Source organism: Lentzea kentuckyensis (assembly GCF_002150765.1).
GTDB lineage: Bacteria > Actinomycetota > Actinomycetes > Mycobacteriales > Pseudonocardiaceae > Lentzea > Lentzea kentuckyensis.
Genome location: NZ_MUYM01000261.1, coordinates 1 through 21,171 on the forward strand (window position 1 = coordinate 1; position 21,171 = coordinate 21,171).

The following is a 21,171-nucleotide window of genomic DNA, read 5'->3' on the forward strand; positions in this document are numbered from 1 at the left end:
CCGCCAAGCAGGGCAACAACACCGGTGAGCAGTCGCTGTTCATCGGGCGCGGCGCCAGCGTCCCGTGGCAGCACGTCGAGGCCGAGGACGCCGTCGCCGGTGGTGGCGCGCAGGTCCTCAGTCCGAACAGGACGATCGGTGACCTCGCCGGCGAGGCGTCCGGCCGCCGTGCCGTCACGCTGACCGGCACCGGCCAGTCGGTCGAGTTCACGACGTCGGCACCCACCAACACGCTCGTCACCCGGTTCTCCATCCCGGACAGTTCGGGCGGCGGCGGCATCACGTCGAACCTCAACGTCTACGTCAACGGCCAGTTCCACAAAGCCATCGACCTGACCTCGAAGTACATGTGGCTCTACGGCAACGAAGCCAGCCCGGGCAACTCGCCGGGCGCCGGCGGGCCACGGCACATCTACGACGAGGCGAACGTGATGCTCAACTCGACGTTCCCGGCGGGCACGAAGATCAAGCTGCAGAAGGACGCGGTCAACACCACGAACTACACGATCGACTTCGTGAACTTCGAACAGGTGACAGCTGCTGAAAACCCGGACGCCGCACGCTATGCCGTGCCCGCCGGGTTCTCCCACCAGGACGTGCAGAACGCGCTCGACCGGGTGCGGATGGACACCACCGGCACGTTGACCGGCGTCTACCTGCCCGCGGGCACCTACCAGACGCAGCAGAAGTTCACCGTCTACGGCAAGGCGATCCGGGTGGTCGGCGCCGGACCGTGGTTCACCAGGTTCCAGGCACCGACCAGCCAGGAGAACACCGACATCGGCTTCGACGCGCAGTCGTCCGCGAGCGGCTCGACGTTCAGCGGGTTCGCCGTGTTCGGCAACTACACCAGCCGCATCGACGGTCCTGGCAAGGTGTTCAACTTCGCCGGCGTGCAGAACATGACCATCGAGAACATCTGGGTCGAGCACATGATGTGCCTGTTCTGGGGCAACAACGTCGACAACAACGTCATCAGGGACAGCCGCGTCCGCGACCTGTACGCGGACGGCCTCAACATGACCAACGGGTCGGCGGGCAACCGGGTCTCCAACATCGAGGCCCGCTCGACCGGTGACGACGCGTTCGCGCTGTTCGCCGCCACCGACGCGGGCGGAACCGGCCAGCAGAACAACACCTTCGAGAACCTGAGTGTGCTGACCCCGTGGCGCGCGGCGGGTCTCGCGGTCTACGGCGGCAAGAACAACGTGTTCCGCAACATCTACGTGGCGGACACGCTGACCTACTCGGCGGTGACGATCAGCTCGCTCGACTTCGGCTACCCGATGGAGGACTTCGGGCCGGAGCCGACGACGTTCAGCGGCCTCACGCTGGTGCGGTCCGGTGGCCATTTCTGGGGCGCGCAGACGTTCGGCGCGATCTGGATGTTCTCGGCCTCCAAGAAGTACACCGGGATCCGGGTGAACGACGTCGAGATCATCGATCCGACGTACAGCGGAATCATGTTCCAGACCAAGTACAACGGTGCCGCCGAGAACATCTTCCAGGACACCGTGCTGTCCAACGTGAGCATCTCGGGTGCGCGCAGGAGCGGTGACCAGTTCGACGCCAAGTCCGGATTCGGCCTGTGGGCCAACGAGATGCCGGAACCGGGCCAGGGTCCCGCCGTGGGTTCGGTGACGTTCAACGGCCTGCGGTTCAGCAACAACTTCCAGGACATCAGGAACACGACCACCACTTTCACGATCAACATCAACTGATTCCCCTGCCGTGAAGGACGATTACATGAAATCCACGCTTTTGAAGCGTGCGGTGAGCGCTGGGCTCGTCACCGCACTGGCCGTCTTCGGACTGACACCCTCGGCGGGAGCAGCGGTCGTCCGGCTGTCCGCCACCCTGACCGCGTCGAGCAACAACGGCCCGTACGGCGCCGGCAACGCCGGTGACGGCAACCAGGGCAGCTACTGGGAGGGCACGAACAACGTGTTCCCGCAGTGGATCCAGGCCGACCTGGGCGCCGCCCGGGACGTCGGCAAGGTCGTGCTGCGACTGCCCTCGAACTGGGAGCAGCGCACGCAAACGCTTGCCGTGCAAGGAAGTTCGAACGGGTCGCAGTTCAGCGACATCTCCGCGGCGAGCGGTAAGGTGTTCTCGCCCGCGTCCAACAACACGGTGGCGCTGGACTTCGCGCCGACCAGCGTCAGGTACGTCCGCGTCACGATCACCGCGAACACCGCGTGGCCAGCGGGTCAGCTCAGCGAGTTCGAGGTGCACGGCGAATCCGGTCCGGTCGATCCACCGCCCGCCGGGGACAACCTGGCGCAGGGCAAGCCGGTCGAGGAGTCCGGGCACGTGCACGACTTCGTCGCGGCCAACGCGGTCGACGGCAACACCGGAACGTACTGGGAGTCGAGCGGCCTCCCCGGCCACCTGACCGCGAAGCTGGGCGCGAACGCGGACGTCACCTCGGTCGTCGTGAAGCTCAACCCGGACCCGATCTGGGGCGCGCGCACGCAGAACTTCGAGGTGCTGGGCCGGGAGGCGAGCGCTTCCGAGTTCGGGACGTTGAAGGCGCGCGCCGACTACCGGTTCGACCCGGCGAGTGGCAACAGCGTCACCATCCCGGTCACCGGCCGGGTGTCGGACGTGCGGTTGCACTTCTACTCGAACACCGGCGCGCCCGGTGGCCAGGTCGCCGAGTTCCAGGTGTTCGGCGCCGCCGCACCGGCTCCCGACCTGACCGTCACGAACCTGACGTGGACCCCGGCCAGTCCCAGTGAGGCCGACGCGATCAGGCTCACCGCGACCGTGCGCAACGGCGGCACCGTGGCGTCCGGCGCGACCACGCTGAACGTCACGCTCGGCGGCACCGCGGCGGGGACCGCCCAGGTCGGTGAGCTCGCCCCTGGCGCCACCGCCACCGTCAGCGTCGACGCCGGTCGCCGCGCTGCCGGGACCTATGCGGCGGCGGCCACCGTGGACCCGGCCAACCAGATCGCGGAAACCAACGAGGGCAACAACACCTTCACCTCCGGCTCGCCCCTGGTCGTCGGCCAGGCGCCCGGACCGGACCTGCAGATCACCGGTATCACGCCGAACCCGTCGTCCCCGGCGGCAGGCCAGCAGGTGACGTTCGCGGTGCAGGTCAACAACCGCGGCACCTCGAACGCCGGAGCCTCGGTGACCCGTGTGGTCGTCGGCGGCAGCACGTTGACCGCCAACACCTCCGCGATCAACGCCGGTCAGACCGTGACCGTCACCGTCGGCTCGTGGACCGCCACGAACGGCGGCGCCACGGCCACGGCGACCGCCGACGCGTCCGGTCAGGTCGCGGAGACCGACGAGAACAACAACACCTCGACCCAGTCCATTGTGGTCGGCCGCGGCGCTTCGGTTCCGTTCACCAGCTATGAAGCGGAATCGGGCCGCTACCAGGGCACGCTGCAGCAGGCCGACGCGAAGCGCACGTTCGGGCACACCAACTTCGGCAGCGAGTCGAGCGGCCGCAAGTCGGTGCGCCTCGACAGCCAGGGTCAGTTCGTGGAGATCACCTCGACGGTCAGCACGAACTCGATCGTCGTCCGCAACTCGATCCCGGACGCGGCCGCCGGCGGTGGCCAGGAGGCGACGATCAGCCTGTACGCGAACGACCAGTTCGTGCAGAAGCTGACCCTGTCGTCGCGGCACAGCTGGCTGTACGGCACCTGCGACGATCCGGAGTGCCTCACGAACCGGCCGGGTGGCGACGCCCGCAGGTTGTTCGACGAGACCTCCCAGCTGCTCGCGAACTCCTACCCGGCGGGCACCCGGTTCAAGCTGCAGCGCGACGCCGGTGACAACGCGCAGTTCTACGTCATCGACCTGATCGACCTGGAGCAGGTCGCGCCCGCCACGCAGAAGCCCGCCGAGTGCGTGTCCATCACGCAGTACGGGGCCACCGCGAACGACCAGACGGACGACGCGGACGCCCTGCAGCGCGCCGTCACGGCCGACCAGAACGGGGAGATCCCCTGCGTCTGGATCCCGGAGGGCAGGTTCCGCCAGGAGAAGAAGATCCTGACGCTGTTCAACAGCGGTCAGTACAACCAGGTCGGCATCCGCAACGTCACGATCCGCGGCGCCGGCATGTGGCACTCGCAGCTGTTCTCGCTGACGCAGCCGCAGGACGCGAACACGATCAACCATCCGCACGAGGGCAACTTCGGGTTCGACATCGACGACAACACGCAGATCTCCGACATCGCGATCTTCGGTTCCGGCCGGATCCGCGGCGGTGACGGCAACGCCGAGGGCGGCGTCGGCCTGAACGGCCGGTTCGGCAAGAACACCAGGATCTCCAACGTGTGGATCGAGCACGCCAACGTCGGTGTCTGGGTCGGCCGCGACTACACCAACCTGCCGGACCGCTGGAACCCCGGCGACGGCCTGCAGTTCACCGGCATGCGCATCCGCGACACCTACGCCGACGGCATCAACTTCACCAACGGCACCCGCAACTCCACGGTGTTCAACTCGTCGTTCCGCACCACGGGCGACGACGCACTGGCGGTGTGGGCGTCGAAGTACGTGAAGGACCAGAACGTGGATGTCGGCAGCGGCAACGCGTTCCTCAACAACACGATCGCGCTGCCGTGGCGTGCCAACGGAATCGCCATCTACGGAGGTGCGAACAACCGTGCGGAGAACAACGTCGTCTCCGACACCGCGAACTATCCGGGCATCATGCTGGCGACCGACCACGACCCGCTGCCGTTCTCGGGCACGACGACGCTCGCCAACAACGCGCTCTACCGCACCGGCGGCGCGTTCTGGGGTGAGGCGCAGGAGTTCGGCGCCATCACGCTGTTCTCCCAGAACCTGGCCATCCCCGGTGTCGTCATCCGCGACACCGAGATCCTCGACTCCACCTTCGACGGGATCCAGTTCAAGGGTGGCGGCAGCGGGATGCCGGACGTGCGGATCACCAACGTGCGCATCGACGGGTCGAACAACGGCTCGGGCATCCTCGCGATGGCGCAGGCCCGTGGTTCGGCCAGGCTCACGAACGTGACGATCACCAACTCGCGGGACGGCGACATCCTGATCGAGCCCGGTTCGCAGTTCGTCATCGACTAGGTCACCTTTAGAACCACCTCCAGCCGGGTATGCCCTGGCTGGAGGTGGTTTCTCATGTCCACTGTCGTGGTCGGGTTCGACGGCTCCGATCGCTCCCGCGCAGCCGTGCGCTGGGGCGCCGAAGAGGCTTCCCGCTGCGGTGCTGCCCTCCAGGTCGTGCACGCCGTCCGCGCGCCACTGCCCGAACCCGTTTTCACCCCGACGTCCGCCCCGATCCCGGAGTTCGTCACCGAGGAGACGATGCGTCGCGCCGCCGAGGACCACCTCGCCGAGCTCGCCGTCGAGATCAGGCAGGACTGGCCGGACCTCCAGCTCTCCACCGCCGTGCGCCTCGGCCGTCCGGTCGACGTGCTGGCCGAGGAGACCGGCGAGCTGCTGGTGCTCGGCTCGTCCGGGCGCACCGGCATCGCGGAGATGTTCCTCGGCTCCACCGCCGCCGGACTCGTGTCGATCGGCGGACGCCCCGTCGTCGTCACCCGCTCCGGACCGCTGGACGGCCGTGTCGTGGTGGGCATCGACGGCTCGGAGACGTCCACGGACGCCATCGAGTTCGCCTTCGCGTTCGCCTCCCGCCACGGCCGCGAGCTGCTCGCCGTCCACGCGTGGAACGACGTCGGCTGGGCCGAGCTGCCCGAGTACGACGTGGACCACGTCCGTGCGGACCTGGCGAAGCTGCTCGACGAACAACTGGCGCCCCACGTCGCCCGCCACCCCGAGGTGCACGTGGCACAGGAGGTCGCCTTCGAGGCGCCCGCACGCGCGTTGCTCCAGGCGGCCGACGGCGCTGCGCTCGTGGCGGTGGGCAGCCACGGCCGTGGGGCGGTGAAGCGTGCAATCCTGGGTTCAGTGAGCCACGCTGTGCTCCACCACGCGCCGTGCCCGGTCGCAGTGGTCCATCGGAGGTGACGTCATGCGCGGGTTGCCCGTGCTGTTGATGTGTTTGGTGCTGACGGCCTGCGGAGCGCAGAACTCGCCACCGCTGACACCGGGATCGAGCACGCCGGCCACCGACACGTCCACGCCGAGCATTCCGGCCCCGCTCCCGCCCTCGTCCGCGCCGCTCACCACGACGCCTTCGCGCGCGTTGGATCCGGGCGTGACGACGGTGCGGGGCACGGTGTCGGCGGGGACCGAGGCGGGGTGCCTGATCCTGGCCACCTCCGCCGAGCAGTACCTGCTGCTCGGCGCCGATCCGGCGATCGCGGTGGCCGGCGCGGAGATCGAGGTGACCGGGAAGGCCGATCCCGGGGCGATGACGACCTGTCAGCAGGGCACGCCGTTCCACGTCGCCAAGACGCTGCGGATCAATCCCTGAACGAGGTTGACCTCGACCTAACTGAAGGTCGCAGACTTCGATCATGACGATCTGGATCTGCGGCACCTGCGGTGTCGAACACCCTGACAGCGAACGACCTCCGGCGGCCGACTGCGTGATCTGCACCGACGAACGGCAGTGGGTGCCGGCGTCCGGCCAGGTGTGGACGACGCTGGAGAAGTTGAGCACTGACGACTACGAACTGGTGCACCAGGAGATGGAGCCGGGCATCCACCGGCTGCACCGGGAACCGGAGTTCGGCATCGGCCAATGGACGTTCCTGGTCCAGACGCCGCAGGGCAACCTGCTGTGGGATCCGCCGAACCACCTCGACCGCGCGCTGCTCGACAAGATCGCCGAACTGGGCGGGGCCGCGGTGATCGTGGCGAGCCATCCGCACATGTACGGCTCGCAGGTGAGCCTCAGTCACGAGCTCGGCCACGTCCCGGTGCTGGTGCACGCAGCCGACCGGCGGTGGGTCCAGCGGGAGGACCCGGTGATCCGGGAGTGGTCCGGTGCCGAGGAGATCCTGCCCGGCGTCACCCTCGTCGAGGCCGGCGGGCACTTCCCCGGCGCCGCTGTCGCGCACATCGCCACCGGCGCCGAGGGGAAGGGCACCCTGCTCGTCGGGGACACCATCGTGCCGGTGCCCGCGGCCGGCTGGGTGACGTTCATGCGCAGCTACCCGAACCGGATCCCGCTCTCCGCCGGACTGGTGCGACGGATCGCGGAGCGGCTCGAACCCTATGCGTACGACCGTCTTCACTCATTGCTCGGCGCTTCGGTCCTGAGCGACGCCAAGGGAGCGGTGCGCCGCTCCGCCGACCGCTACGTCGCGTGGGTCAGCGGGGCGAACGACCACCTGGGGTGAGCATCAGCCGTTGAGGGCCTTGCGGAGGAAGCCGGCGGCCTGGTCGATCGCGGCCTCGGCGGCGTGCGTGCCGCGCAGCGCGTTCAGCATCACGAAGTCGTGGATCGCGCCCGCGTACCGGACGGCGGTGACGGGCACGCCGGCCTCGCGCAGCTTGTCCGCGTAGGCCTCGCCCTCGTCGCGCAGCACGTCGGCCTCGGCGGTGATCACCAGTGCCTGCGGCAGACCGGCGAGCTGGTCCTTGGTGGCGCGCAGCGGGGACGCGGTGATCTCGGCGCGCTCGGCCGGGTTCGTCGTGTACTGGTCCCAGAACCACTGCATGCCGTCACGGCGCAGGAAGTAGCCCTCGGCGAACTGCAGGTACGAGTCGGTGTCGAAGGACGCGTCGGTCACCGGGTAGAAGAGGACCTGGGCCAGCAGCGCGACGTCGCCGCGTTCCTTGGCCTGCAACGTCAACGCGGCCGCCATGTTGCCGCCGACCGAGTCACCGGCGACCGCGATGCGGGTGCTGTCGAGGCCGTGGTCCTTGCCGTGGCTGAGGATCCACTGGGCGGCGGCGTAGTTCTGGTTGATCGCGACCGGGTAGCGGGCCTCGGGTGACAGCGAGTACTCGGGGAAGACGACCGCGGCGCCCGCACCGACGGCGAGCTCGCGGACCAGGCGGTCGTGGGTGTGGGCGTTGCCGAACACCCAGCCCGCGCCGTGGATGTAGAGGATGACGGGCAGTGGGCCTTCGGCACCGGCCGGCTTGACCACGCGGATTTTGAAGCCGTCGAGCTCGACCCACTGCTCGTCGATCTCGGGCTTGTCGATCGCACCCGACTGCACCTCGTCGACGGCCTTGCGGCCCTCCTCCGGGGCGATCTCGAACAGGAACGGCGGCGTGGCGGTGGCGGCGGCGAACTCGGCGGCGGCGGGCTCGAGGACTGGGCGCTTCATGGCTGCTCCTTCGGGTCGGATGCCATAAAGCTAGTGCGCGATTAAATCGTGCACAACGTAATCACTGCCTCGCCCGGCCCGGGAATAACCGATGAAGGGCACCTTCATCCACCTCAGGTGGATGAAGGTGCCCTTCATCGACAGCCTGCTAGCCGACGGTGAAGCCGGCGGTCGCGCCGGTGAAGCCGGTGATCCTGCCGGTCCACCCGGACTTCTCGTCGCCGTGGTGCACGATCCGGTAGGTGCCGGCGGGTGTGTCCGCCGGGATCTGCCAGGTGATCGTGGCGTTCGAGAACGCGATGCCGACCCGTTCCCACTTGTAGCGCGTGGACCAGTCACCGTCGTCGGCGACGCGCGTCCACTGGCCGTTGACCTGCCGCTGCACCTCCAGGAACGTCCCGTTGCGGTGCAGGTTGTTCTTCGGGTGGCCGGTGACGAACACGGCGGTCACGGTCTCGCCGCGGGCATAGGACGACTTGGGCGCCGAGAGAACGTCGCCGTACTTCTTGTCCGCGGGCTTGTCGTCGAGCACGACACCGGTCTGCAGGTTGATCTCGGTGAACGGCGGCTTGCCCGGGTTCGGGCCCGCCGGCAACGCGGATCCGGCCTTCATCGACGCCGCGATCTTGCCCAGCTCCTGCTGGTACGCGGGCGTGGTGTTGCGGCCGAACAGCGTGGAGCCGCCCTCGTACTGCTGCGAGTCGTACTCCTCCGGCGTGGTCACGTACTGGCTGTAGTCGTTGGCGTAACCCTGGATCAGCACGTTCTGCACGGGCACGCCCAGTTCGGAGGCCACCGCCCTGCGGATGCGCAGGCCCGCGGTGATCGTGACCTCACCCGGCATCGCGATGAGGTGCAACTGTCCGATGCGGACGATCTGCAGCGGCACGATGTTCGGCGTCGCGCCGATCAGACCCGTTGGCACCAAAGAGGCCTTGGGGTACTGACAGTCCCGCAGCCACTGCGGGACCTCCATCTGCAACGGCTCGAAGAGCTTCTTCCACGGCGACTGCATGCCCTCGGAGAAGCCGGGGATCGCCGGGCCGTCCTCGACACTGCCCGCGATCGTCGACGCGCCGACGACGCCGGAGCACGTGGTGCCGGGCTTGCCGTCACTCATGAACCTGCCCTCGACCTGCACGGCCGACATGTCCACGAACCGCATGCGGGAGTCGACGCCGCCCGAGACGGCGGCCTGCGGACCGCGGTAGATCTCCTGCGCCTTGCGGTTCTGCCGCTCGCCGATGATGCGCGCGTTCTCCCACTCGTTCTCGGTGGGGCCGGAACCGGGCTTCAGGTTGAGGTTCGGCGACATGTCACCGGCGTTGGTGTTCGGGAACGCCGCCACGAACCCGGCGGTGTCGTCCAGGTAGCGCACGCCCTTGTCGTCGTGCTCCCACTGGTAGGCCGCGTAACCCTTGTTGTCGGGGCTGATCAGCGTGTTGGCGTTGGTGATCGACGTGTTGTGCGTGGCGAACCAGCTGATCGCGCCCACGTCGTTGCCGGACTGCTTGAACTTCAGCACGGTCATCTGCGGGTCGATCCCGGCGGGGAAGAAACCCTTGTCGGGGTTGCGGTCGAACGCCACCCGCGACCGGTTCACCGACGCGTTCGTGAGCTCGCCGAACCCGAGGCTGATCGAGCCGGGCTTGAGGTCCTCGTGCGCCTCGACGACCGACTCGGCGATGCCGTCGACCACGGCGGCGAGCGCCTGCGGTTGCAGACCGAGGATCGACAGGTTGTAGGCGAGGTTGTGCGACTGGCCGCCGGGCCCGCTGTGCGTGTGGGTCGCGGACAGCAGCAGGTTCTCGCGCGTGTAGGTGGTGCCGTACCTGGCCTGCAACTTGTCGAGCACGCCTTCCTGGACCGCGCGGAAGATCATCGCGAGGTCGGCGTTGACGTACGCGACCCGCTTGTTCGTGGTCCGGTCGACCACGACGTACGCCCGCGACCGCAGCCGCTGGGCGATGCCCGTCGTCTTCTGATCGAACTTGGAGTAGCCCATCATGCCGTTCTCGGCGGCCGGGCCGGTGACGTCCGCGATGCCCCGGCCGACGAGGTAGGGCTCGGGTTCCGCCCACGCGAACGGCCCGCTGACCAGGGCCGCTCCGACGAGGGCGGCGATGACCGTCATGACTGCTGTCCGCATGGACACCCCACTAAGTGAAGGGGATTCACATTTCGGACTGCACGTTAGGTGATCCAGGCCACTTCGAGCAAGTGACGGCGAGTGCATTGGCGGTGACGACGAGCAAGATTCCGGCCCAATGGTGGAGCGCGAGTGCCTCCCCAAGCAGGATCAGACCCGCGAGAGCGGCCAGCACCGGATGCACGCTGCAGGCCAGCCCGAAGAACCGTGCGGGCACCTTCCGCAGAGCGATCACGTCGGCGGCATAGGGCACCACGCTGCAGAACACGCCCGCGCCGATCGCGTACAGCACCGACATCGCCGTGAACTGGCCCTGGACGACCAGGAAGACCGCGACCGGGACGTAGAGCAGCGCGGACACGCTCGTCGCGGCCGCCGGCGCCTGCAGGCCGGGCAGCCGCTGCCCGACCAGGCGGTTGAGCAGGATGTACGCCGCCCAGCACGCGGCGGCGAGCAGACCCGCGCCGATGCCGAGGTAGTCGCTGCTCGGGCCGGGCAGCACCAGGACGTAGACACCGACGGCCGCGATCAGCACGAACAGCACGTCCTTGCGGGTGTGCGAGCCTGCCAGCGCGACCGCGAGCGGCCCGAGCACCTCCAGCGTGACGGCGAGACCGAGGCCGATCCGGTCAACCGCCGTGTAAAGGCTGAGGTTCATGGTTGCGAACACCAGGCCGAGCGCGATCGTCGGCCACCACTGCGCCCAGGTGAATCTTCGCGGATCGGGCCGGGCGACCGGCAGCAACACCGCGGCGGCCACGAACTGGCGGACGGCCACGACCCCGGCCGGTCCGATCGTGGCGAACGCGTGGGCACCCACGGCGGCGCCGAGCTGGCTGCTGGCGGCACTGGCAGTCATCGTCGCGAATCCACCGAGGCTCTTCATGCCGCACAGCCTGCGGTTTCCGAGTTGATACGGGAAATGCATGATCCGCTCTACCTATACGCTGAGCGCATGGATCTGCGACAGTTGCGGGCGTTCGTCGCGGTCGTGGACGCGGGGACGTTCACCGACGCGGCGCGGGAGCTCGACCTCACGCAGGCGTCGGTGTCCCGCGCCGTCGCCGCGCTGGAGGTCTCGCTGGGCGTGCGGCTCCTGCAACGGTCGACGCGGCACGTGGCCCTGACCGTCACCGGCACCCAGGTGCTGGCCGGCGCGCGGCGGGTGCTGGACGAGGTCGCGCACCTGCACCGGATCGCCGAGCAGTCGCGGACCGAACTGCGGATCGGCTACGCCTGGGCGGCGCTGGGCAAGCACACCCGGCGCCTCCAGAAGGTCTGGGCGGCCGCACATCCGGGGCTGCCACTGGTGTTCGTCCAGTCGAACTCGCTGACCGCCGGCCTCGCCGAGGGCACCGCCGACGTCGCGGTCGTGCGCAAGGCCCTTGACGACCCGCGGTTCGAGACGGCGTTGCTCGGCACCGAACGGCGCTACGGCGTGGTCGCGACGGACAACCCGTTGGCACGCAAGCGTTCGCTGAAGCTCGCGGACCTCGCCCGATACGGGATCGCGGTCGACGACCGCACCGGAACGACCACCCTGGACCTGTGGCAACCCGGCAAGGCCCCCGCGGTCGTGCGCAACACCCACGGCGTCGACGAGTGGCTGACCCTGATCGCCGCAGGGCAGGCCGTCGGCATGACGTCCGAGGCGACCGCGTCGCTGAACCCACGGCCGGGCGTGGCTTATCGGGCCGTGCAGGACGCACCGCCGATCGCGGTGTGGCTCGCGTGGTGGAAAGACCAGCCGCCACAACATCTGAACGACCTGGTCACGATGGCGTGCGACGCCTACCGGCCTAAGCTTTGATCATGCGGTTGTTCGTCGCCCGTTGCGACACAATGGATTTCCCGTCGGCGTTGGAGGCGCTGCCCTCGTCGGCGCGGGCGCGGTTCGAGGGCAGGGCGCCGTCCGCCGGCGCCCTGCGGTCGGCCCTGGCCGAGCTGCTGGTCCGCGAAGCCCTGCCGGCCGGGCAGTTCGGCGTCGAGTTCGTCCGCGACGGCAAGCCGCACGCACCGGACCTGCCGGACTTCCACTTCAACGTCTCGCACTCCGGCGCACTGGTGGCCGCCGCGGTGGACGACGCTCCGATCGGCGTGGACGTGCAACGGTTCGGCACCGCGTCACCCGAGGTCGGGCTGCGTTACTTCCACCCGGACGAACGGCACCGCGTCGACACCGGCCGGGCGTTCCACACGCTGTGGGCGGTGAAGGAGAGCTACGTCAAGCAGACCGGCCGGGGCCTCGCGACCAGGCTGAGCTCGTTCCTGGTCACCGAGGACCTCGACGTGCTGGTCGACGGCGTTCGCCAACCCGTGCACCTCCGGACGTTCGACCTCGAGGACCACGTGCTCGCGGTGTGCGCGGCGAATCCGATCACCGTGACACCGCGGCACGTGGATCTTCCCTAGTAGTGCTTTGTCGGGTCCGGAGGGACGGACTTCCGCGACAGCGGGCACAGGCGACCCCGGTGGTCGCGCTCTCACGATGCTGCACCTGCAAGTTGGTTGTAGTTACGAGCCGATGTAATCGATTGCAGATCACCTCAACTACCACCAACTGCGCTGGTAGTGGCCATGCGCGCACCGACACACGTCTGCGCAGGTCCAGGCAACCCGACAAAGCACTACTAGTGCGGTGACCACAATCCTCACCGTGTTGTGCGCGGCCAGGTGGACGCCTCGCGGCACCTCCCCCACGCCCCCGTACCACCAGTACGAGGCCGTGGGGGAGGCACCACGATGCATCGCCCTGGACCGTGCACAACACGGCAAGGGTTCGTGGCCACCGCACTAGACTTCCAGCGCCGGCCAGGTCAGCGCCGCCGCACCCCACGTCGCACCCGCGCCGAACGCCGGCAGCACCACCTTGTCGCCCGGCTTGATCCGGCCGGTCGTCGCACCGTGGTGCAGCGCGAGCGGGATCGAGGCCGCCGCCGTGTTGCCGACCTCCTCGATGTGCACGACGGCCTGTTCCTCGGCCAGCCCGAGGTGCTTGGCGAGCGCGTGCAGGATGCGGGCGTTCGCCTGGTGGCCGACGACGTGGTCGACCTCCGCGACGTCCCAGCCGACCTGCGCGAGCGTCCGCCGGGTCACCTCCTCCATGTGCTTCACGGCGTGGGCGAACGTCGCCCTGCCCTGCATGGTGATGTGCGCGGGCGAGGTGTCGCCGACGGCACGGGCCCGCGCTCCCCCGCCGGCGACGGTGATCAGTTCGGCCAGCGACCCGTCGCTGTGCAGGTTCACCGCGCGCACCGCGCCGAGTTCGGCGGCCTCACCCGCTCGCAGCACCACGGCACCCGCGCCGTCGCCGAAGATCGGGCTGGTGGCGCGGTCGGCCGGGTCGACCAGCGTCGTGAAGCTCTCCGCCGCGACCACGAGCACGGTGCCCGCGATCTCCCCCGCGATGAGGGCGCGCCCGGTCTGCAGGCCGTAGAGGAACCCGGAGCAGACCGCCGCCACGTCGAACGCGGGCACGCCGGTCAGGCCGAGCCTGGTCGCCACCTCCGGACCCGTGGCCGGACACAGCCGGTCCGGCGTGGTCGTGGCCAGCACCACGTAGTCCACTTCGGACAGACCAGCGCTCTTCAACGCGAGCGCGCCAGCCTCGACGGCCAGGTCGGCGGTACCGAGGCCGTCGCTGATCACGTGCCGCTGCCTGATCCCGGTGCGGGTGCGGATCCACTCGTCGGACGTGTCGAGCCGCGCCGCGAGGTCGTCGTTGGTGACGACCCGCGGCGGGACCCACGCGCCCAGCCCGCACAACACGGCCGAACGCGTCATCAGAAACCGAACTCGCGCTTGGCCTGGATCAGCAGCGAGACGAGCCGCTCGCACTCCGCCGGCGTGTGACCGGCGGTGATGCCGACGCGCAGCCGCCCGGTACCCGCCGGCACGTGCGGATAGACGAACGCCGCCGCGAAGACCCCGTTGCGCGCCAGCCAGTTCGCCACCCGGACCGTCTTGTCCTCGTCGCGGATCATCACCGGCACGATGTGGCTGCGGGTGTCGCCGAGGTCGACGCCGGCCTCGCGCAGGCTGTCGAGCACGAACGTCACGTTCGCCTCCAGCTTGGCGCGCAGCTCCTTGCCGTGCTCCTCCAGGTGCGTCAGCGAGGCGAGCGTGGCGCCCGCGACGGCCGGCGCCGACCCGCGCGAGCTCGTGTAGGACGGGGCGAGGTAGCGCAGTTCCCGCTCGAACTCCGGCCGGGTGAGCACGAACCCGCCGACGCTGCCGAGCGCCTTGCTGAACGTCGCGACGATCGTGTGCACCTTGTCGAGCACCCCGAAGTGCTCGGCCACACCCAGGCCGTTCGGGCCGATGATGCCGAACGAGTGCGCCTCGTCGACCACGATGTGCGCGTCGTACCGCTCGGCCAGCTCGGCGATCCGGTCCAGCGGCGCGTAGTCGCCGTCCGCGCTGTAGAGGCCGTCGACGATCACGATCCGCCTGCGCTTGTCCTGCGACTTCTGCAGCAGCTGCTCCAGCTTGGCGGTGTTGTTGTGCGGGAACGTCCGCACCTCCGCGCCGGACAGCGTGCTGCCCATGAACACCGACACGTGCGCCGTGCGGTCGTTGATGATCACGTCCTGCTTGCCGGCGAGGGTGGAGATCACGGCGAGGTTCGCGGCCATGCCGGACGGGAAGAGCACCCCGGAGCTCAACGGCGACAACGCCCCGAGCTTCGCCTCGATGTCGTGGTGGATCCGCGTGTGCCCGCACAGCAGCTGCGCGCCGTAGGTGTTCGTGCCGTACCGGCCGATCGCGTCGATCGCGCCGTCCTTGAGCACCTGCGACTGCGACAGCCCCAGGTAGTCGCAGGAGCCGAACATCAGCAGGTTCTCGTACTGGTCGGTCGTGACCGCGGGGCCGTCGTTGGACTCGATCACCGGGAAGAACGGCGAGATGCCCTCGTCCTCCCACTTCGCGTACAGCGCCTGCAGCGCGTTGCTCTTCGACTGAATGGCCATGGTGAAATCCCCCTGAATTTCGAATGTCAGGAAAGCTTTGCGGTGATGGACTCGACCAGTCCGCCCACCGTCGAGTTCGCGTCCAGCACGAACGTCTCCAGCAGTTCCTCGAGATCGACGCCGAATTCTTTCTCGACGCTCATGAGAACTTCGGAGAACGTCAGCGAGTCCATGTCAATTTCGTCGAGCTTCGACGCGAGCGTGACCCCGCTGACGCCCATCTCCTCCTCGATCTGGGTGATCACGAAGGTGTCCAGACCGGTCAGAGTTGCCGACATTGTTCCCCACCTCTTGTTTTTTCGGACCGATGATTCCCTGACTGAGCAGGATTCCGAGGACGACGATCAGCGCCCCCACCGGCTGGTTCCAGAACAGGTGCTCCCCCAGCACGACGATGCCGAGCACCACGCCCACCAGCGGCGAGATGTAGGTGACGGTCGAGGCGGGGGTGGCTCCCCAGCGCTCGACGATGATCGTGTTCCAGATGTAGGCCACGCCGCTGGCGAGCACGCCGAGCACCAGCACGGCGAGCACGATGGTCGTGTTCAGCTCCACCGGTTCGAACACGAAGAACGGCGCGGTGAGCAGCATCATCGCCGCCGCGAGCGTCACCTGGACCGCGGCGATGGTGGCCGCGTCGTGGGAGTGCTGGCCGGAGACGTACCGCCGCATGTGGCTGAACGCGAGCCCGTAGCTCGCCGTCCCGACCAGGCACGCCACCTGCGGCAACGCCGTCCCGGACAGTTCGTTGAGCTGTCCGAACAGCCGCCACGGCGCGAGCACGACGAGGATCCCGGCGGCACCGACGACGATGCCGAACGACCGCAGCGGGCCGAGGCGCTCGGCGGGCAGCAACGCGAGCCCGATGACCATCGTCATCAGCGGCGTCGTGGCGTTGTAGATGCTCGACAGGCCGGACGGGATGTATTGACCGGCCCACGCGAACAGCAGCAGCGGCAGCACGCACAGCAGGAACGCCACCACCGCGAGGTGCCCGATCAGCCGGCGGTCCTTCGGCCAGCGTTTCCTGGTGAGCAGCAGGATCACGTTGAGCGTGACCGCGCCGAGCACGAGCCTGCCGAGCACCAGCTGCTGAGGCGACAACCCGGCGAGCGAGATCTTGATGAAGAAAAAGCTCGAACCCCACGTCAGTGCGAGCACCAGATATGCGACAAGCACGCCAAAACCGCGCGACCCCGCCATTACTCCCCCTGTTTTGACGCATGGCAACAGCACAGCAAGCCCGAAAGTCGTGTGTGTTGCCCGCGACGCTGCGAGCGGATCCCCAGTGGTTCCTGACCAAATTCCTACCCAGGTCGGGAAGAACCGTCAAGAAGGTGGTCCGGCTTCACTCGAACGGCCCCAATCGATCACCAATGGGTGGACGTTCCAGGCGACTGGACGTACCGCTGCTAAAGTGCGCCCGCCGTCGAATCGAGAATCCGTTTTCGCTTCACTCTTCACTGAGTGAAGAACTCGTGCACCACCGCGATCAACGCCCTGGCCGCCGCGCTCGGCGCGCGGTCCGCCGGCCTGGCCAGCCCCAGCGGCCATCTGAGGTCCGCGCCGGTCACCTTCAGGGTGGTCACGCCGGCCGCGGCACCGAGGATGGAGTCGGGCAGCAACACGACGCCGAGGCCGTGCCGCACGTAGTCGACGCCGGTGCGGATGTCGGACATCTCCAGGGTGACCCGGCGCGGCACCGCGGCCGCCGCGAACGCCCGGTCCGCGACGGCCCGGTTGCCGAAGCCCAGCGGCGAGTCGATGAAGTCGAGGCCGGCGAGGTCCGTGATCGGGACCTCGGTCCGGTCCGCCAGCGGATGACCGTGCGGCACCACCAGATCCATCACCGAATGGGAGAGTCCGTCGAGGACGATCCCGTCCGGCACCTCGCCCGGCAGGGACACGAACGAGAGGTCGAGGCGGCGGTCCAGAAGTTGTTCGACCAGCCCCTGCGACCCCGAGGTGGCCACACTGGTGCGCACCAGCACGCCGGGGTGGCGGCGGTGGAACTCGCCGAGCAGCGCTGGCAGGTCCATCAGCATGATCGAGTTGAGCGTGCCCAGCCGGACGGTGCCGGTGAGGCCGCCCCGCACCTGTGCCACGGCGTCCCCCGCCTCGGTGGCCGCGTCCAGCACCGCCCTGGCCTTGGGCAGGAGCACCTCGCCCACATCCGTCAGCAGGACCCGCTTGGCGTTGCGGTCGAGCAGGGCCGCGCCGAGCTCGCGTTCGAGGGTCTTGATCGCGGCGGAGACGGCCGACTGCACGACGTGCAGGCGAGCGGCGGCACGGGTGAAGCTGCGTTCCTCCGCGACCGCGACGAAGTACTCCAGCTGGCGCAGGTCCACACCAGCGAGTATCTCAGAAAGTGATGATCGTCAGCTTCAACTTTCGTTGGACGTGATGAAGCCTGGCACGCAGGGTGGTGGCATGTCCCTGCTCCTCGATTCACCGGTCGCCCCGCCACCGGCGGTCAGCAGTCGCCACGGCAGAGGCTTCTGGGCCGTCGCCGGCGCCTTCCTCATCGCCATGGCCTACTCGACGGTGCCGTCGCCGCTCTTCCCCCTCTACGTCGCCCGCGAAGGCTTCTCGACCTTCGCCATCACCGTGGTGTTCGCCGCCTTCGCGGCCGGCGTCGTGATCAGCCTCGTGCTCGCGGGCCACGTGTCGGACTGGGCCGGCCGCAAGACCGTCCTGATCTCCGCACTGGGCCTGGAACTGGTGTCCGCCCTGCTCTTCCTGACCAGCACCGCACTGCCCGTGCTGATCACCGCCAGGCTGGTCAACGGCCTGGGCGTCGGCATGATCACCGCGACCGCCACCGCCTACCTCCACGACCTGCACGCGCGGCACCGCCCCGGCGCCTCGCCGCGCCGGTTCGAGATCGTGTCGACCGCCGCGAACATCGGCGGCCTCGGCTTCGGCGCGCTGATCGCGGGAGTGCTCGCGCAGTACGTGTCCTCGCCGTTGCGCACGCCGTACGTCGTGCTGGCCGGGCTGCTCGTGGTCAGCATCGTCGCGGTGGCACTCACGCCGGAAACCGTTGCCAGAAAACATGTTTCCTATCGTCCACAACGGATCAGCGCCGACCACGGCGACCGCAGGGGCTATGTGATCGCGGGTGCGGGCGCGTTCTCGGCGCTCGCGGTCTTCGGCGTGTTCACGTCCGTCTCACCGGGATTCGTGGCGGGTGAGCTGCACCACCCGTCGCGGCTGCTGGCCGGTCTCGTGATCTTCATCGTGTTCGGCGGCGCCGCCCTCGCACAGACCGTCGCAGGTGGACTGCCGGTGCGCGTCCTTCGCACGATCGGCATTGGCGGACAAGCGATCGGCATGCTGCTCGTCGTCGGCGGGATGTATGCGACGAGTTTCCCGCTGTTCCTCGCCGGTGGGGCGATCGCAGGGGCCGGCGCGGGGGTGCAGTTCAAGGCGGCGATCGGAGCGGTCGCGTCGATGGCGGCACCGGCGAAGCGCGGGGAGGCGTTGGCGGGCCTGTTCTTCATCGCCTACCTGGGAATGAGCGTGCCGTCGCTGTCGATCGGCCTCGCGACGCGGTTCCTCGCACCCACGACGGTCATGACGTGGTTCGCCGGAATCCTGCTCATCCTCCTGGCCGCACTAGGGCTAGCCGTTGCACGGCGGTCCTGACGTAGTGATCCTGGCCGGAGTCGATGCCGTAGAGCCCGGAGTCGACCGGCGCCATCCGGACACGTTCCTCGACGTGCCGCCGCATCCCAGGCCAGGTTCGCCCGCCGTGCCGTTCGTAGGCCTCGAGCAGCTCGTCGAGCCGCCCGAACCGCTGCACGAGCCGGCGGAAGTCGGCACCGGGATCGCCCACCAGCGCGTCGGTCCAGTCGATGACGCCGGAGAGCCTTCCGTCGTGCACCAACGTGTTCGCCGGCTTGATGTCGGCGTGCACCAGCAACGACCACGGCGGCCACGGCTCGTCGTCGCCGAGCCACTCCTGCCAGTGGTGCCACCACGCGTCCGGCAGCCCCAGCTCGGCGCGGGCGCGGTGGATCTTGCGCGCGATGGTCTCGCGGATCGCGTCCGGCTGCCGCACCTCGACGCCGGTCCGCGCGGCCTCGTCCTGCGGTACCGCGTGCAGGGCGGCGAGAAACCGCGCCACGTCTTCGAAGTACCGCTCCGGCGGGTTCTCCGAGATGTCGCCGGGCAGCTTGCGGTAGACGGCCACGTGCTCGACCTCGGGCAGCCAGCGCGGCACCGCCACCGGAACGCGGTCCGCGACGAGATCGAGCAACGCCCGTTCGGGACCCATGCACTTCAACGGCCAGTCACGCCGCGGCGCGCGCAAGATCCAGCCCGCGCCGTCGGCGTCCTCAGCGTGCAACACGAGGAAGTCCGCACCGGTGGTGGCGAACTCGACGGGCCGCAGTCCGAGCTCGGTGGCGAGCTCGTTCAGGTCAGTCAATGTGCAGCTGGGCGGGATGGCGGACGTCCTTGGTGCACAGCAGGATGTTCAGATTGCCCTCGCTGCCGAACTCCCACTCGACGTCGTCACCAGACGGCTCGTGCGTCGCGAGCGACAGCGTCTGGCGTTGCACCGAACCGCACTCCGGGCACGCGAACTCCAGCGGGCCCGACTGCCACCACGCGGTCCAGCCGCCGATCTTCGAGCCGCTCGACGTCTCCGGCCACTCCTCGTCCCGCAGTTCCTCAGGACGTTCGACCGGCTTCGGGTACTCGACGTACCGGATCGGCTCGAAGACGTTGACCGTGGGGACGTACATCTCCTCCTGCACCGACGGCTCGGGCTCCTCCTCGATCAGCTCGAACACCGTCGTGGAGTCACGCCACACCAGCCGCACGTCCGGGCCGTAGGCGTGCTCGGCGTCGTGATCGAGCGTGCAGAGGAACACCTGCAGCAGATCGATGCCGTCGGGGAACGGCAGCTCCGCGAAGTCGCGCTGATACAGCTGCACGGCACCGACAAAAGGCTCGCCGTGTTCGTCGCACGACGGCCACGGCTCGTCGATCGGCCACAGCATCGGGCCGCCGATGTGGCTGTCGGCGTCCGTCGGCTCGCCCTCCAGCGGGTTCAGCAGCACCGCGGGCCTCGCCCAGTCCTGCCTGCCCATCAGTCGACGTGCAGCTTGATCGGGTGCCGCACGTCCTGTGTGCACGCGAACACGTTCAAAGCGCCCTCCCGGCCGAACTCCCACCCGACGACCGCGCGTTCGGCGGTCTCGCAGGAACAGAGTTCCTTCTCGGGTTCCTCATGGGTGTACAGAGCTAGCAGAAGGCGGCGGTCGGTCCCGCAGGTGGGGCACTCCAACCCGTACGGCGAGGTCTGCCACCAGAACGCCCAGCCGCCGATCTTGCTGCCGTTCGCGACCGGTGGCCAGTCGTTCGCGCCGACGGGCTGTTCGTCGCCCATCGGGTGCTCGACGATCCGGCACGGGTGCAGCACGCACGGCCGTGTGCGGTACTGGGGCTCGAACACCGTGGGTTGCGGTGGAGCCTCCAGGGCGTCATCGACGGCAGACGAGCGCCACACAAGGCGCACGCACGGGCCGAAATGGTCCGTCTTCTCGTCGGTGTGTTCCAACGGGCACAACAGGACCTGGAGCAGATCGGTGCCGTCCGGGAAGGGCAGCTCCGGGAAGTCGCGCCGGAAGAGCTGCACGGCGCCGATCAACGCGACGCGGACGCCGAGGCTGTCGGCGGGGAGGATCGTGAGGCCCTCGTCGTGCTTGCTGCCGTCACACCACGGCCACGGCTCGGCCGCGGGCCACAGCATCGGCCCACCGATGTGGCTGTCGGTCACTCCCGGAGCACCCTGGGCCGGATGCAGACGAACAGCGGGCCGGGCCCACTCCCCCATGATCGA

At 68.7% G+C, this 21,171-nt stretch carries 18 protein-coding genes and 1 pseudogene; 8 read left to right on the plus strand and 11 right to left on the minus strand.

Annotation, left to right across the window (positions count from 1 at the left end):
• The 5 genes and pseudogenes from B0F77_RS46575 to B0F77_RS46595 all read left to right on the plus strand — a co-directional run.
• A pseudogene (locus B0F77_RS46575) lies at nt 1–1,721 on the plus strand (glycosyl hydrolase); the annotation flags it as partial.
• Nucleotides 1,722–1,746: 25 nt separating this feature from the next.
• Nucleotides 1,747–5,076 carry a CARDB domain-containing protein gene (locus B0F77_RS46580; RefSeq protein WP_086669424.1) on the plus strand — a complete coding sequence of 1,110 codons (3,330 nt, stop codon included), beginning with the start codon at nt 1,747–1,749 and terminating at the stop codon, nt 5,074–5,076.
• Between the two features lie 54 nt (nt 5,077–5,130).
• The gene (locus B0F77_RS46585; protein WP_086669376.1) at nt 5,131–5,982 is read left to right on the plus strand and encodes a universal stress protein; all 852 of its coding nucleotides are present in this window, start codon (nt 5,131–5,133) and stop codon (nt 5,980–5,982) included.
• 4 nt (nt 5,983–5,986) lie between these two features.
• Nucleotides 5,987–6,391 (plus strand): hypothetical protein, encoded by a 405-nt coding sequence (locus tag B0F77_RS46590; RefSeq protein ID WP_086669377.1) that lies wholly within the window; start codon nt 5,987–5,989, stop codon nt 6,389–6,391.
• Between the two features lie 43 nt (nt 6,392–6,434).
• Entirely contained in the window at nt 6,435–7,262 is an 828-nt protein-coding gene (locus tag B0F77_RS46595; RefSeq protein ID WP_086669378.1) for an MBL fold metallo-hydrolase, read from the plus strand.
• Nucleotides 7,263–7,265: 3 nt separating this feature from the next.
• Here B0F77_RS46595 and B0F77_RS46600 read toward each other — a convergent pair whose 3' ends face one another.
• The 3 genes from B0F77_RS46600 to B0F77_RS46610 all read right to left on the minus strand — a co-directional run bounded on the left by B0F77_RS46600 (nt 7,266) and on the right by B0F77_RS46610 (nt 11,236).
• Entirely contained in the window at nt 7,266–8,201 is a 936-nt protein-coding gene (locus B0F77_RS46600) for an alpha/beta hydrolase (protein WP_086669379.1), read from the minus strand.
• Nucleotides 8,202–8,349: 148 nt separating this feature from the next.
• The gene (locus B0F77_RS46605; RefSeq protein WP_086669380.1) at nt 8,350–10,350 is read right to left on the minus strand and encodes a neutral/alkaline ceramidase; all 2,001 of its coding nucleotides are present in this window, start codon (nt 10,348–10,350) and stop codon (nt 8,350–8,352) included.
• A gap of 25 nt (nt 10,351–10,375) precedes the next feature.
• Nucleotides 10,376–11,236, minus strand: coding sequence for an EamA family transporter (locus B0F77_RS46610; RefSeq protein ID WP_245849583.1), 861 nt, complete (start codon nt 11,234–11,236; stop codon nt 10,376–10,378).
• A gap of 69 nt (nt 11,237–11,305) precedes the next feature.
• Here B0F77_RS46610 and B0F77_RS46615 point away from each other — a divergent pair, with 69 nt between their 5' ends.
• Nucleotides 11,306–12,160, plus strand: a complete 855-nt coding sequence (locus tag B0F77_RS46615; RefSeq protein ID WP_086669382.1) for a LysR family transcriptional regulator — start codon at nt 11,306–11,308, stop codon at nt 12,158–12,160.
• 2 nt (nt 12,161–12,162) lie between these two features.
• Nucleotides 12,163–12,762, plus strand: a complete 600-nt coding sequence (locus tag B0F77_RS46620) for a 4'-phosphopantetheinyl transferase family protein (RefSeq protein ID WP_086669383.1) — start codon at nt 12,163–12,165, stop codon at nt 12,760–12,762.
• A gap of 381 nt (nt 12,763–13,143) precedes the next feature.
• Here B0F77_RS46620 and B0F77_RS46625 read toward each other — a convergent pair whose 3' ends face one another.
• From B0F77_RS46625 to B0F77_RS46645, 5 genes are all read right to left on the minus strand, one after another.
• The gene (locus tag B0F77_RS46625; RefSeq protein WP_086669384.1) at nt 13,144–14,133 is read right to left on the minus strand and encodes a beta-ketoacyl-ACP synthase III; all 990 of its coding nucleotides are present in this window, start codon (nt 14,131–14,133) and stop codon (nt 13,144–13,146) included.
• Nucleotides 14,133–15,320 carry an aminotransferase class I/II-fold pyridoxal phosphate-dependent enzyme gene (locus B0F77_RS46630; RefSeq protein ID WP_086669385.1) on the minus strand — a complete coding sequence of 396 codons (1,188 nt, stop codon included), beginning with the start codon at nt 15,318–15,320 and terminating at the stop codon, nt 14,133–14,135. The genes B0F77_RS46625 and B0F77_RS46630 overlap by 1 nt, the downstream gene beginning before the upstream one ends.
• 26 nt (nt 15,321–15,346) lie before the next feature.
• The gene (locus B0F77_RS46635) at nt 15,347–15,598 is read right to left on the minus strand and encodes a phosphopantetheine-binding protein (RefSeq protein WP_086669386.1); all 252 of its coding nucleotides are present in this window, start codon (nt 15,596–15,598) and stop codon (nt 15,347–15,349) included.
• Nucleotides 15,495–16,499 (minus strand): DMT family transporter, encoded by a 1,005-nt coding sequence (locus tag B0F77_RS46640; RefSeq protein ID WP_245849585.1) that lies wholly within the window; start codon nt 16,497–16,499, stop codon nt 15,495–15,497. The genes B0F77_RS46635 and B0F77_RS46640 overlap by 104 nt, the downstream gene beginning before the upstream one ends.
• Nucleotides 16,500–16,780: 281 nt before the next feature.
• Entirely contained in the window at nt 16,781–17,668 is an 888-nt protein-coding gene (locus B0F77_RS46645; RefSeq protein WP_086669388.1) for a LysR family transcriptional regulator, read from the minus strand.
• 82 nt (nt 17,669–17,750) lie between these two features.
• Here B0F77_RS46645 and B0F77_RS46650 point away from each other — a divergent pair, with 82 nt between their 5' ends.
• Complete coding sequence (locus tag B0F77_RS46650) at nt 17,751–18,968, plus strand: MFS transporter (protein ID WP_086669425.1); 1,218 nt, start codon at nt 17,751–17,753, stop codon at nt 18,966–18,968.
• Here the strand turns inward: B0F77_RS46650 and B0F77_RS46655 are convergent.
• From B0F77_RS46655 to B0F77_RS46665, 3 genes are read right to left on the minus strand one after another with little or no spacing between them, the layout of a single operon-like run.
• The gene (locus B0F77_RS46655) at nt 18,922–19,752 is read right to left on the minus strand and encodes a phosphotransferase (RefSeq protein WP_158103040.1); all 831 of its coding nucleotides are present in this window, start codon (nt 19,750–19,752) and stop codon (nt 18,922–18,924) included. The two genes, B0F77_RS46650 and B0F77_RS46655, sit on opposite strands and share 47 nt — an antisense overlap.
• Complete coding sequence (locus B0F77_RS46660) at nt 19,745–20,419, minus strand: DUF1963 domain-containing protein (RefSeq protein WP_086669390.1); 675 nt, start codon at nt 20,417–20,419, stop codon at nt 19,745–19,747. The genes B0F77_RS46655 and B0F77_RS46660 overlap by 8 nt, the downstream gene beginning before the upstream one ends.
• Complete coding sequence (locus B0F77_RS46665) at nt 20,419–21,165, minus strand: YwqG family protein (RefSeq protein ID WP_245849587.1); 747 nt, start codon at nt 21,163–21,165, stop codon at nt 20,419–20,421. The genes B0F77_RS46660 and B0F77_RS46665 overlap by 1 nt, the downstream gene beginning before the upstream one ends.
• Nucleotides 21,166–21,171: the final 6 nt, after the last annotated feature.